The sequence below is a fragment of the Paenarthrobacter sp. YJN-5 genome (genome assembly GCF_015040095.1).
GTDB lineage: Bacteria > Actinomycetota > Actinomycetes > Actinomycetales > Micrococcaceae > Arthrobacter > Arthrobacter ureafaciens.
On the sequence record NZ_CP053545.1, the window covers coordinates 342,562 to 355,569 of the forward strand.

A 13,008-nucleotide genomic window follows, 5' to 3' on the forward strand; every position below is an offset into this window, starting at 1 on the left:
GTGGCGGCGAATTGGCCGCCGGAGGGGATGCCGCGGGAGATGCGGGTCTGTGGTGTGTCATGTCTTGGCTGTGTGTGGCTTCCTATGTTCCTGTGGCACGAAGGTGGGTGCCCAGCCGTGGGCTGCCAGCGCCTCGACGATGTCCTGCGCCGGGCTTTCGTTCGGGTGGGCTTCGCGCGGGATCTTGACATACTCGGCGTATGGCGTCGCGTTCAGGTCGGCAACGCGTTGGGCGTGACCGGCGATGGCCGCATCGACGGCTCTGATCGCGTCGAGGTGGGACGGGTCCGCGGTGTCATCGAATTCCGGTTCGGGGATCGTGGAGGTGTTCAGGACGACCGTGCCCTGCTCCCAGCCCCAAATCTCGGTCCAGTAGATGCCGCCGGCGAGCATGTAGTCCCCGGCGTTGGCGCGGAAGTTGCCCTCGACGCGCAGGATCGTCATGGTCCCCCCGTCAGCTTCATTGCCGTCGTCGTCGTGATCGATGTAGCCGACTCGGGCGAGTGTTCCGATCGGGAGCGAGTCCCAGTGGGCTTCGGATCTGATGGTGCGTGCAGTAGTCATGGCTCTGATGTGTGCGGAGAAGCTGTTGTAGCTACCCGGAGTGAGCGGGCGTGGGGCGCACGAGACGTAGGGCGTTGATCGCGGGCCGCCACACGCTGGCCACTCCCAGCAGGGGTGTGCCGAAACGCGCGGCTCGGGCTCGCCTCCTTTTGGGATTGAAAGGTTTTCCTTCGAAGACATAGTCATCTCGAAGACAAGGTTTTCCTCGTAAAATCGCCCCAGGAGTCGTGAAGATAGGGAATCGGGTGAATTCATGGGAATGCTAGAGGACGCAAATCGACAGATTGATGGCGATCAGGCGCGCACGGTCTCGGCGGTCAGTGCCAGAGACAGGTTGAGCGAACGGCTAGCTTTGGATCTGACACCGCTAATCGATGAGTTCGCAGGTGCCTTGGATTTCACCGACAAAATGCTGCTTAGGCATTGGGAAGGGGCGAAGTTCACGCTTACCGTAGGGGACGGCGCCTGGAGCGATTATCCAAACCCGGTAGTAAAGTTCACTGTTTTCCGCGACGGAAGTTGGCTGTGGGAGAAACACCCTGCCGAAGTCGATGGGCTTGAGCCTGGAAAGGTCTATGGTCCAGCGAGGCTTCGCGCTGAACTCACATCTAAACTCTCAGATTGGGTTAAGGGGATTAGACACGATCCAGAGTTGAGTCAGATTGAGAAGGCTGTCCTCGAGGGAATTGGTTCTGCGGAGGGTTCTGATGCGATCTCTTTGGCTTTGGAATCTGTAATGGAGCACATAGCTCCCAAATTGCTTCTCTCGCCTGAAGCCATGAGCCAGCGGGGGTCCAAGGGGTGGGAACTTCTCTTCGCTGTCTCGGACTCCTACGGCCTGGGTGGACATAGATTTCCCCAGGTTGTGTCAAAACATGGCCGATGGGACAAACGAAAATCCAAGACAGATGATCTTCCGGAGATCACTCCTGCCGGTCTGATCGAGATGGCCGAGCGCTGCCTTGGTGGGGAATATATTCGTCCACGGGATCGGAGGTAGAACTGGGTTAGATGTCGAGTGGTGAGGTGTCTGATGCGCCGAAGGCCAGCCCTAGGGGGTCAAATTGCCTGGATCCATTGGAGGTCAGCGGTGATTGAAGCTATTTTTCCGAGCGGTCGCCAAATCGTGGTAGGGGACACTGCTGCACAGCAGCCAGCACTAGCGTGATTTGGTCTGAACGGCGTGGCCTTCGCGGTGGATGCTTGGGACTGCTCACACTTGGGCTGCACGGCGGATGTCTGTCAGAGCAAGAGAGTTTCTAGCGGCCTAGGCGAACGGATCCTCGTCGTCGGGGACGAACCGTTTCCGCGGGGCAGGATCGGCAAACGGGTCCTCGAGCGGGTCCGGAATGGCGTCGGCCGGAGCCGGCCCGGCGAACGGGTCCTCCACGTCCGGTTCGGATGCGCACGCAACGTCAACGTCAGCTTCCATGGCAGCCCAGTCCAGGTCAGCGGAGGCGACAGCGGCAGCCTGCGGTGCGGGCACCGGTTCTTCCACCGGCACCTCCGTTGCCGCGGCAACCCCAGAGGTGGGGCCGGCCGTGCCGAAGAACGCCTCGACGCCATCCAGTTCGGCGTCGGTGATGCCGCGGTCGGCGTCGGGAACCACCAGCAGCGTGTCGACGCCGGCGGCTTCGAACGCGTCCTCGGCGATCGCCCGGTAGGTCAGGCCAAGGATCGGGTCTTCGGAGGCGAGCTCGTCGTCCACCCAGGCCACCCGGCGGATCTGGGGGTTCTCCTTGAGCCAGTCCAGTGCGGCGTCGATTTTCCACCAGCCGGAGTCCTCTGTGTCCGCGATGAGAACCTCGGTGGCCCTCGGGAACATGTGTCCGAAGTTGTCCGGAGCGTCGTCTTCCCAGGAGCTCAGCCACGCCTGGGTGACCGGGAAGGCCGCCAGGCGGTCGAGGATGGCCGGGTCGAACATGATGGTGCCGTGTCCGGGGGCCGCGATGTGGTGCAGACCGTCACGGAACGTGAAGGGTGACAGGCTTCCGTCGATGTCGATGAGCAGGGCCGATTCCTCGTTCACGGCAACATCCTCGTCGGCCCAGTCCGGGTCTTCTCCAGAAGCTGATTGGCCAGCTGCGGTGCCCGCAGCTGCGGCCGGGGTGTCGCTGTCATCTGCGTCCACGTCCATGTCCGACCAGTCCAGGTCATCGAGGTCCAGTTCGATCTCGCCGAGATCAACAACGGCGGCAGGCTGCGGTGCAGGAGTCGATGCCTCCGGGGCCGCGCCCGCGGGCTCGGGGATCTTCATCATGAACGGGGACAGGTCCAGCTTCTCGTCCTCGTCCAGAGGTTCAATCTGCTCGGCCAGCTTCTCTCTCAGCACCTCCTGCTCTCTTGGGTCGTACCACGCCTGGATGGCCATGGCCGCGCCGGCGGTGGTTTCGAACAGGCCGCGTCCTGGCGGGATGGCGTCCCCGAGGTCCGGCGCATCCTGCGGTGCGCGCAGGGCCGACTGCTTGTCGCCGTAGGTGGCCTTACCCATCAGCAGGCGGGAGAGGTTCACCTTCAGGTCGCCCGCGCCGTGGATCGTGTCGAGCATCTTGGCGGCCAGCTTCTGGGTAGCCAGGAACAGGGTGACACCGGCGGAGCGCGCCTCGCGCGCGATTTTGCCGGCGTACACGCCGATCTCCATCTTGGCCCGGTTGGTGGCGATCACCAGGTCACGCTCCAGCTCCATCTCCGGGTCATCGCTCAGGGGCGGGACCGGGTCCTGCCCCATGAGCGAGGTGAACTCGTCCAGCAGGATGACGATGTGCCTGGGCCGCAGGTGCTCGGGCAGGTCGCGGTAGTTGCCGACGCCGTGCTCGGTGTTGAGGTTTTTGCGGCGCAGTACCTCGGTGTAGATGCCCTTCATCATCGCGGCGGCTTCGAACGGGGTCGCCGTGAACGCGCGGGCGTACCGCTCGGCGAACTTGAAGTCGGCGCCGCCCTTGGTGGGGTCGGCGACGTACAGCTCGTATCCGCGGATCAGGGCACCGAACGCCAGGGACTGCAGCAGTACCGATTTACCGCCACCGGAGGCGCCGGCAACCAGGAGGTGCGGGTCGAGCTTGAAGTTGTATTCGACAGGCTCGCCGTCGACGCCAGCCGCAAACGGGATGAAGTCCGAGTCGATGACGTAGTCCCAGTCGTAGCCGGCTTTCTCGGGCATCGGGTTCACTTCGCAGGTGAGCAGCTGGATCGCCGTGGCGCTGTTCTTCACCCGTCGCGGTTCGACGAAGGCGTTCATGGAGTTGGACTCCAGCTTGTTCCGGACCCCGGTGAAGGAGGTGAAGTCCAGGCCGGTGCCGGTCAGGTCGAAGTCCAGGATGGAGACCTGCTGGTTGCGGGGCATGTGGTCGACGTTGGTCAGGGTCGGCATGAGACCGCCGATGCCGGACAGGCCGGAGTCCAGGAAGACCTGGTCCCAGTTCAGGGATTCAAGGTACTGCTCGTGGCGGGGGCTGGCGAGCTGGACCTTGGAGGGGCGGGCGCCGACGACGATGGTACAGCCGTCGGGGGCTGCGGCGACCCGCAGCCATTCGGACGCCCAGTGCTGGCGGATCTTCTGCGCCATGCCGCGAACCTCGTTGAGGGTGACGCCGCCGTAGAGGCGCAGGTCAATGCGCCAGATGTGCTGGCGCGACTCGGGCTTGGTCAGGCAGGTGACCGAGGCGACCTCAGGCCGGTCGGCGAGTTTGGCGGCCTTGAACGCCTGATTGACCAGGCCGGCGAGGACCCACTTGGGTGCCTCCGAACGGGGGACCGGTGCCAGGTCATCGGGCTTGGCCGGCACCGCCTCGGTGGCCCAGCGGACACAGAAGGCCTGCGGGTGTCGTTCGCCCGGGCGCTTGCCCGATCCCTGAAACCCGGTCATCGAGACGAACGGTGCGGCGTTCAGTGTGGAGTTCAGCTTGTCTTCGAAGAGGAAGAAGTCGTGCGGGGTCATGCCCTGCCGGGTGATGAACGCAAGGTTGTGGACGGTGACGCCGTTTTTCAACCGGGCGGTGGCAGCGGTGGAGGCCTCCATGATCGGCGGGTTCGCCTTATGCTTGGGCGCAGCCTCGGCCCAGCGCTGGTTCCAGGTGTCCTCGTCGGCGATCTTCTTCATGTCTTTGGTCGTCAGACCACAGGCGGGGTCCCAGTTTGTGTCGGCATCCAGGAGCGCCCCGGCGTAGGCGCAGCCGGCGCCGTTCTGTGCTCGGTGGTCGACCAGGACGAGGGCCTGAAGAGCTTCAGACATTTCGTTGCGGCCGTTCGCGCGGATGTAGGAAGCGGGAGGACCGTCTGGCAGGTACCAGGTGATCGCCCAGGCGGCGCCGCCAGCAGGGGCAGGTTCCTCTCCTTCTTCCGCCGGTGCCGGTGGGACAGTGAGCAGGTGCACGTCGTCGATCACGGGGCGGGAGTAGACACCGTCGGCGGCCCAGGCGATCGCGCAGCGGGCCAGCTGGTAGACGACCTCTTTGGGTGTTGCAGGGTCGGTGATGTCAGGCATCTGGTCTGCCGGCCAGCGAACGATCTCGAACCGCAGCGGGTTCTTGGTGCCGGGGACCGGTGAGTTGTTGGAGTCCAGGTTGGGAACATCCAGGACGGCGAACTTCGCGCCGGTGCCCAGGGTCGGGTTGATCTTGTCGGCCATGACGAAGTACGGAGCCGAGCCAGTGCCTGCTGGGGCGTCGAAGGTGTCGATGATGGCGGGGCCGACCTCCTGACGGTCGATGAGCCGCGGTGCCGGGTCCTGCTTGAGCATCTCCCATCGGCTCTTCCATTCCTCGCGGGCGGCGACCACGACCCGCCAATGTTCCAGGGCCTCGGTGATCCAAGCCCGGGACAGCAGGGCCAGGGGGCCGCCGGTGAGGACGAGGCCCCAGACGGCAGGCTCAGGGATAGCCGGGACCCCGAAGGCGGTAGTGGCGATCGGCAGCAGCACGGTTGCGACGGTGCCGACAACGGCGCCGACGGCGAGCCCGCCGATGCTCAGGCCGATGACCTGGCCGAGGTTCTTCTTGGCCAGGGCGATCAGCGAGTCGACGCGCGCACCGGGGTTCTCGTCGTCCGCGACCTGGGTCCGGCGGCGGGACGCGGCGTATTGGGCGACGACGATGAACGCGGCGGCCGCGTTGATCCACGGGCCGTACCCGCCGGTGTGGGTCTCATCCTTGACCGGGACCAGCAGCGCAGCGGCGCCGGCCCATGCGGCGATGAGGAAAGACAGCCGCGGCTTGAGTCCGGGCAGCCAGTCGGGGTTGGGCAGGGCGAGTTTGAACTTCAGGTCTTCCCAGAGCCGGTACTTGTTCATGGCAGCCTGTTCGCCAGGGTGGGCAGGCGATGGGTAGCCGCGGGCGTCCTTCTTGCCGGTGAACATCGCGGGCGGGTACGTCCAGGCCGAGACGAGCAGTCCGGCCCAGATCGCTGCGATGCCGGGGTAGCCCTGGTAGACGAGGTAGCCGGCCGCGGCGACGGCGCCGAGCATCACGAGTCCGGTGATGGGTTTTCCGGGTGCCTGGTTCCTGCGTGGTGCCGCCATGGGTGGCCCTTTCTAGGGTGAAAGCTGTTCTGGTTTTTCTATGCGCCTGTGATACCGGCGGCAGTCAGGCGAACGGGTCAGCGTCGGCGTACACGTCGGGACGCGCCGGCCGGGACGGTGTTGCGAAGCGGCCCGAGTCGGAGAAACCGGCAGCCGGCTGCCGTGTCGGCCGCGTCGTCCTGACGAGCAGTTCCTGGAGCCGCCGGACGATGGCGGGGTCGGCGGAGCCGCCGCGGACGAAGGACTTCACCACCGGGACGATGCCCAGTCCGTTGACGACCTGGGCGCCTGGAACGTTGAGCATCCAGGTGCTTAGCGGCTGCCCGTCGCGGGAGGACCAGACGACGAGGTGCGGGGTGAGAACTTTCGCGCCCGTGCCCTTGAGGAATGAGTTCATCGCGGTGGAGACGTACTCTTGGGATTTGCCGATGTGGGGTGTCTTCTCCCAGCCGCGGCGGTAGCCGAGCAGCGACCAGTAGAAGCCTGGCTTCCACATCTTCGAGTCGATCAGCAGCACCGACTTGCCGGAGACAATTGCGTGGTCGATGTTCGATTTGAAGCCGGGCAGCGGGATGCGCAGGTCGTGCAGGACGGCGGCCTTCTTGGCAAAACCGTTCAGCAGGGCCTCGGTCTTCTGCTCACCCTTGGCGCCGATTTTCGCGACGTTCTCGTTCACCGCCCAGGACGTGTCCTGCAGGCCGGTGGCGGCGCGGCCGTAGATGCCGTTGGTCATCAGGACCAGATAAACCGGACGATGGTCCAGATGCCGAGGATGACGATGATGGCTCCGAGGATCTTGCCGCCGGGTCCGAACATCCAGTCTTCAATGGCCTGCTTGTCCTTGGCGCTTTGATCCAGGACGCGTTCTTTCAGATTCTTTTCGCTCATGCCCTGAAACATGCGTAGGCATAGGGGGCAGAGGTGTCCCGGATGGCATCCTGATACATATCCGCAACCTGATTGATGGCAGGAGGGACACCGTGGGTCTATTGGATGACGCTGCTGAGTTTCAGCAGGCACAACGAGAAGCGAAAGACCGTCAGGTGGCTAAGATGGACGAGGAGTTCAGTCCGTGGACGAGCCCATGGACCATGGAGTTGCGCGACCTCCTTGTCGAACGTGGTGCCCGAACAAGACCGCTGTACGCGCAGAGGTTACTAACCGAACTTGTTGCGGCACCTGAACTGGGCCAATACAAGTGGAGGAGGCTGGCTCACGTTGAATACCGTGGCAACGGTTGGCTGCTTCGCGGTTGGCAATATGACGACGGTCTTAGTCAAGTTGACGTCTTGTTAACAAAAGACGCAGCCCTATGGAAGGCTGGCGTCGTTTTCGAGAAATCACTTACCGCAATTAAGGGCGGCTATGCGGAAGTGGCCAATTACTCCCATTTCATTTATTACCCGAATGTCGAGCCCGCTCACCGCTCATCCTTCACGCTGCTTTCGGATTACCGCCTCAGGAGGGCGCCTACCTATCCCGGGGATGACGACGTCCTGCGAGCACTCATTGGGGTGCCGATTGCGGCGGCGATCCTGGCAGGAGGATCCCAGGATGACGGGTGGATTGTGGCCGACGAGCCCGATATTGCCGACACCCGCTTTTACCAGCACTACTACTGACGTCAATCACCGGAACTCTGTTATCTGGCACGTTCACTGTGGACCGGGTGGCCGCACCGCCAGATGATGCGGAGCCGGAAAGGAGGGGCCGAGGTGCGTCTTTAGTGGTTCCAGATCGGTCCGAGCTGGGAAGCGCGGTGGAGGAGCCGCACCTGTTCGGCCACATGGTCCGAGAACTCCGTGACGATGGCGTTGTCGTACCCATGGGTGGCGACACAGACGCGGTCGGTCCCGTCTTCAACGACCACCGGGGCAGAGTGTTCAACGTTGCTGTAGAGCGGCTGCTGCCGGATGACGTAAACAGAGTCGAGCAATTCAGTGAAGCCCTGTGGCCCTGGCAGGCTCGGGTTCAGCACGAAGTACCCCTCGGCTGTCAGGCACAGCTGCGTGCCGTAGAGGGCGGTGATTCGTCCGTCCGGCCCGTACGTGGCCTGCAGCGGCCAATACGGAACCTTTGTCGGCGGAGCAGGTGCCAGCCAGGCGGGTTGGCCGCCGACGTTAGCGGTGATGGGCTCGATCCCCAGGCCGGTTAGCCGGCGCAGAACCGCTGGCGCAACGTTCAGCAGGTACGGTTCGGCGACGTCGCGGGCGTGCTGGCGGTTGGCAGCGTCAGCACGCTGGTTCTGCAGTTCACGGTTCCGGTCATCCTCCTCGCGCCGGAGCGCAGCGTCGTAGGCATGGTCGAAAGGGTTGGTCATTCCATCTCCTCATCCGGTTGGCTACAGGCTACCTCTCGGGTCACCAGTCGATGCGGAGCCGGGCCGGCAGCTTCGCGTCCCCGCCGTTGCCGACCGCAGCTCCCAGCGGCCGGCCCTTGGTCAGGTGCGGTTTGGCCGGTGCTGGGTGGGGGACGTCGACGCCGGCCCGGTCCATGGGGGACCCGATCAGATGTGTATGGTCGCCCTTCCGCATCCAGTGCGGTGTCGCGGCGAGCAGCTTCGAGTTTTCCAGGACGGCGGTCGCGTCGAAGGTGTGCCAGGGCTCGAAGGCGTAGTCGTTGAGCAGCCCACGGGTCGCCCACCGGTCCGGCCCGGTTGCATCGTTGATCGCGAAGTCGGCTTCGAGGTTGAGGAACGCTTCGCTGAGCAGGTGCCGGTTCGGGAACCATTCCTCCCAGTGGGCGACGCCGATGCGCGCGGCGGGGGAGTCTTTGCCTCGGCCGGGGAAGTCCCGGAGCACGACGGCCATCTTCTTGTAGATGGCATGGCGGGGGTCGGCGGCTGTGTGCTTGGCCCGGTCCGGGTGGGGGGCGGCGATGAACACCACGGTCAGCCCGGAGGTTTCCAGTGGGCGGGCCGCGATCAGCTCCGCCCAGCGGCGGACCTTGTTCTCAAAGGACGCGGATGCCGTGGCGGTCAGTTCGAATACGATGCGCATTCCGTCTTCGCGGATGATGGTGCCGTCGGCGCGGCGGTTGTCCGCCTTCGGCAGCTTCTTTCCCAAGCCGGCGCCGGCGAGGAGGTCCACAGTGGAGAGCTTCTCGCCCAGGACGGCTCCGACGGGAAGGTACTCGGCGGCTCGCAGGGCGAGCTCGGTGGAAAGAATGTTGTGCCGGTCGTATTGGCCGCCGGAGGACCATGGGTGTCCTGCGGTGACGGACAGCAGCTCAGGTCCGGTGAGGGTTGGTTCGATGACCTTGTCGAAGGTGTCGGAGCTGGACGTGCGGTAGATGACGTTGCGGTTCATGCCCGGATTCGGCCGGCTCTTGTTGGGGTAGGTGCCGATGTCGATCAAGTCCAGAGCGAAGGACGCGGCGAGGGTGGAGTGGTTCGGGTCCAGGAAGTACCGGCTGCCGGTGAAGGCTGCCAGCTGCTCGGAGGATACGGTCCGCCAGGAATCGAGCACGCCCCATGCTCCGAGCCGGTCGGTGCGTCCGCGGTTGGAGGTGAGGGTCCGAAGCGCCGCTTCCGGCTCCAGGTTCAGTTTCGCGTTTCCCCGGTTGATGCCTTCGGCCTTTTCGTAGCGGGCGATCGCGCCGGTCATCCAGTTCGCCTGCGAACCTGGTGCCCAGAGTCGGTCCCAGTACGGGTCCCGGCGGTTGTGCATCGCCAGGTCATCGTCCGGGTTTGCCGAGGGCATCATCTCGGCGTGGATGCCGTCTTCGATGATGCGGCGTTCGGGGGCGACGGTTACCACGGGTAGGCTCCTGCTGGTTCGTGGGTGTATCCCTGCGCTGTCGCGTAGGAGGACATGTCGGCTTCGAAGTTGGGGAGTTTGACGATGAACGCGGACTGCCGGCGCTGGTCCACTTCGGCGCGGACCACGACGTGGTACGGCTCCAGATGCTGGATGTCTTCGGTCGTCCATTCGCCGTTGGAGCCGACGTTCGCAGCCACCTCACCGGCGGTGGTCACGTCCGTCTGAGCGAAGGAGATCAGCGTCGAGTAGGTGAGGAAGTTGTTGCGCAGGGCGGCTCCGAGCTGCTCGGGCCGCTGGGTGGCCAGGATGGCGCGGATGCCGTATGACCGGCCCTGGTCACGGATCCAGGTGATGATCTCAGGGGAGGTGCCGGCCAGGAGGGACAGCTCGTCGGCGAAGACGGATACGGACCGTCCGGATTCCAACCAGCCGGAGCAGGTGCGCTTGAGTGCGTTCTGCAGCCCGTACATCAGCAGCGAGGAAATCTGCTGGTTCTGTTCGTCATCGAGGAGGACGCCGGACGGGGAAGACCCGGTGTTGATGACAACGGAGCGGTGGCCTTCGAGGATGTCGGTCCAGCTGACTTTCCTGCGGGACGGGCTCCACCAGTCCTCCATAATGAGCAGCTGCTCGAACTTGTTCCGCGGCGGCTCCAGGAACGGCCGGCGCGCCGATTCGGTACGGTCCTCGAAGAGGGAGGAGATGGCGATGTATGCCTGCTCCAGGACTTCGTCGGGCTCGCCGCGTTCGCGCAGTTTGATGCCCAAAGCCTTGATCCCGTTGGCCAGCTGGACGGCGACCTTGTCGGAGGTTCCCGCGAGCAGCTGGTAGGCGTAGTAAAGCGGGGACATGCCGGGCTTGAGGATCCGGTCGTCGCGGTCCTCGATCGATTCCAGGACACGTTCGTCCACGGACAATGCAGCTGTGAGGACGGCGACGATCGTCGGGAACGACCGGACACCGATGGCCTCGGCACCGAACGTGTACTTGAGGGCGTTGGTGAAAAACACCGCCTTGGTCGCGTTGTCACCCGGGACGGAGAACAAGTCGATGGCCGGTGTGCGGGGGTCGGCGACGTCAATGGCGAGGACCTTGTCGCCGAGGGTGTGCGCCCACTGGATGTACTTGGCCACGCCGTCACCCTTGGACTCGAAAGCGATGAGGGTGTTGTTCGCGCCCGGGTAGCCGGGCTTGCCCGAGGGGTTGACCCGCTCCAGGCAGTGCCAGCCGAACAGTGACCGGACCAGCAGCGACTTACCCGAGCCGGGCTTACCGACCACGGCCACGCCGAAGAGCATGGCGGCCGCGGACAGGTGGGCCGAACCGTCATCGTTGGTCCCGAGGAGAGGACCGATCTCCTGCAACATCACCGGCGGCGTGGCGCGGGCCCGGGTCGCTGCAGCACCGGAGACGGCACCGGCGTGCGGGGAGACCATACCCACCACAACATTGGGTCCGACCATGAAGGTGTCCGGCGCCAGCGGGTAGTCACCGTCGGAAGCCGGCACGAACTTTTCGAAGGCGACCTTCTCGCCATTGACGTTCCGATGTCCGCGGATGGTCTGCTCCCTCCGCGGCGGCCGGGGACGTCCGCGCCGTGCTGCTGGCGCCGGAAAGTCGGGCACGGCCAGCCGGTTGCGCAGCTTCGTCTCCGGTGAGGAGACCCGGCCGGTGAGGGCGGCAACGCCGAGCACGGCGGCGATGCCGGAGAGGGCAAGCAGCACGGGGGAGACGGCAGCCGGGATGAATTGCGCGTACTCGGCGGGGATCATCGGCAACCCGAACAGCGTGGCCACGGCCAGCAGAAGGCCGAGGGGAAGACCGAACAGCAGTCCGTGATGTTTCGGCGCGAACCGCACCCCGGAGTCGAGATCAAAACCCGGCAGACCCGCGGTGACCTGGGACAGCAGTGATGTCACTTCGTCGCGAGAGGAACCGCCTGCGGTGATAGAGACAACGACAGCGTTCGGGGACGTTGAGTGGTGCGTCGGAACCGCGGTGCCCAAGCGGTTCGCCAGCCACGGAGTGTAGAACTTCCGTTCCTTGTTCGACGGTTTCCGCATGGTGACAGCAACCCAGGTGCCTTCGGGCATCGCGTTGGCGAGCAGTCGCGGAAGTTCGGTCGGGTCGATGCCGGCCTGGGTCTCCCGCAGCACTGGTGAGGGCTTGTAGTTCAGCGTTCCGATGGCCGGAGTGTCGCCCAGATCCTCGGGCATCTGCGCCTCTTCAGCGCGGGCACCGACGGTGTGGGCCAAGTGCAGCGGGGCGTTGGTTCCGAGCGCGGCGGCCGGGAGGATGAGGTAGCCGTTGAGCCCGGTCTTCTCGCGGCGGGTCAGGAGGGTGGCCTGTCCGGTGTTGGTTGCGGCGGACGCGAAGGTTCCGGCCCGCTGCGTGAAGGTTGTGGGGTTGGTGTCGATGCCGCCGGCCCGCGCCAGCCGGAAAATACGCTGTTCCATACCCTGGAACATGCGTAGATAGCCTGATGGAGGCCCTGCAGACCCGACTAGGCGGATTTGGGGCTTTTTACAGACTTTGACTCGCTGTAAAAATCCCCGAATCGCCCGTAGCCGGGCCGGCCAGCCTGCCGAGGCTTCCCCTCTATAAAAATGGTGTATCGCCGAGAACATGCCTGACCGTCATGCGCAAGCGTTTTGGTGTCTTCCGGACAGACCGTCTGCTCTTTCGCTTCTACATTTCCTGTGTGCGGCTCCTCCGCGGAAGTGACGGCCTTTGACCGAACTTTCACCCAAAAACTTTTGGGTGGTCCTATGTCGTCGTGTCCTCGCCGGTGTGTCGCCTGCGGCGGGCCTTTAACACGCCTGCGGCGGGCAGTGGGTGCCACGTGGGTGTGGCTTGTGGGTGCGTCAATTGGTGTTGACGGGGTTGGCCTGCGGCCGGCGGGTGGGTGCCTGGCACACATAGAGGGTGGGTGGAAGTTCTGGCGTTGGTGGGGGCTGCGCCCCGGTGGTGTGGGTGGCTGGTTTTCGGTCTTGTCTGACCTGGTGGGATGCCTGCGGCGCTGGAGGTTGGGGCGTGACGTTGTTCGCCATGATGCAGCGTTGTGCGGGACGGATTGCTTCGCAATGGGTGTTGGCGTGGACGGTTTGTCACGCCGGTCCGGTGTCCGCCGTGACGGCCACCGGCGCATAGCCAGGACGTCATAAATTC

General features: G+C 64.6%; 9 protein-coding genes. 2 read left to right on the forward strand and 7 right to left on the reverse strand.

Going from position 1 to position 13,008, the window contains the following annotated elements:
- Positions 1–57: 57 nt before the first annotated feature.
- The gene (locus HMI59_RS23185) at positions 58–564 is read right to left on the reverse strand and encodes a hypothetical protein (protein WP_193593946.1); all 507 of its coding nucleotides are present in this window, start codon (positions 562–564) and stop codon (positions 58–60) included.
- A 253-nt stretch (positions 565–817) separates the two neighbouring features.
- Here HMI59_RS23185 and HMI59_RS23190 point away from each other — a divergent pair, with 253 nt between their 5' ends.
- Positions 818–1,564 (forward strand): hypothetical protein, encoded by a 747-nt coding sequence (locus HMI59_RS23190; protein WP_193593947.1) that lies wholly within the window; start codon positions 818–820, stop codon positions 1,562–1,564.
- Positions 1,565–1,831: 267 nt separating this feature from the next.
- Here HMI59_RS23190 and HMI59_RS23195 read toward each other — a convergent pair whose 3' ends face one another.
- The 3 genes from HMI59_RS23195 to HMI59_RS23205 all read right to left on the reverse strand — a co-directional run bounded on the left by HMI59_RS23195 (position 1,832) and on the right by HMI59_RS23205 (position 6,967).
- Positions 1,832–6,079 carry an FtsK/SpoIIIE domain-containing protein gene (locus tag HMI59_RS23195; RefSeq protein WP_193593948.1) on the reverse strand — a complete coding sequence of 1,416 codons (4,248 nt, stop codon included), beginning with the start codon at positions 6,077–6,079 and terminating at the stop codon, positions 1,832–1,834.
- A 64-nt stretch (positions 6,080–6,143) separates the two neighbouring features.
- Entirely contained in the window at positions 6,144–6,812 is a 669-nt protein-coding gene (locus HMI59_RS23200) for a nuclease-related domain-containing protein (protein ID WP_193593949.1), read from the reverse strand.
- Positions 6,812–6,967, reverse strand: coding sequence for a hypothetical protein (locus tag HMI59_RS23205; RefSeq protein ID WP_193594391.1), 156 nt, complete (start codon positions 6,965–6,967; stop codon positions 6,812–6,814). Before HMI59_RS23205 ends, HMI59_RS23200 begins: the two co-directional genes overlap by 1 nt.
- Positions 6,968–7,059: 92 nt before the next feature.
- Between HMI59_RS23205 and HMI59_RS23210 the strand changes: the two genes are divergently transcribed.
- Positions 7,060–7,701, forward strand: coding sequence for a hypothetical protein (locus HMI59_RS23210; protein ID WP_193593950.1), 642 nt, complete (start codon positions 7,060–7,062; stop codon positions 7,699–7,701).
- A 101-nt stretch (positions 7,702–7,802) separates the two neighbouring features.
- Here the strand turns inward: HMI59_RS23210 and HMI59_RS23215 are convergent, their stop codons facing one another.
- From HMI59_RS23215 to HMI59_RS23225, 3 genes are read right to left on the reverse strand one after another with little or no spacing between them, the layout of a single operon-like run.
- Positions 7,803–8,399: a hypothetical protein gene (locus HMI59_RS23215; protein ID WP_193593951.1), complete on the reverse strand. Its 597-nt coding sequence runs from the start codon at positions 8,397–8,399 to the stop codon at positions 7,803–7,805.
- A gap of 40 nt (positions 8,400–8,439) precedes the next feature.
- Positions 8,440–9,837: a hypothetical protein gene (locus HMI59_RS23220; protein ID WP_193593952.1), complete on the reverse strand. Its 1,398-nt coding sequence runs from the start codon at positions 9,835–9,837 to the stop codon at positions 8,440–8,442.
- Positions 9,831–12,296 carry a type IV secretory system conjugative DNA transfer family protein gene (locus HMI59_RS23225; RefSeq protein ID WP_227471673.1) on the reverse strand — a complete coding sequence of 822 codons (2,466 nt, stop codon included), beginning with the start codon at positions 12,294–12,296 and terminating at the stop codon, positions 9,831–9,833. The genes HMI59_RS23220 and HMI59_RS23225 overlap by 7 nt, the downstream gene beginning before the upstream one ends.
- Between the last annotated feature and the right edge of the window lie 712 nt (positions 12,297–13,008).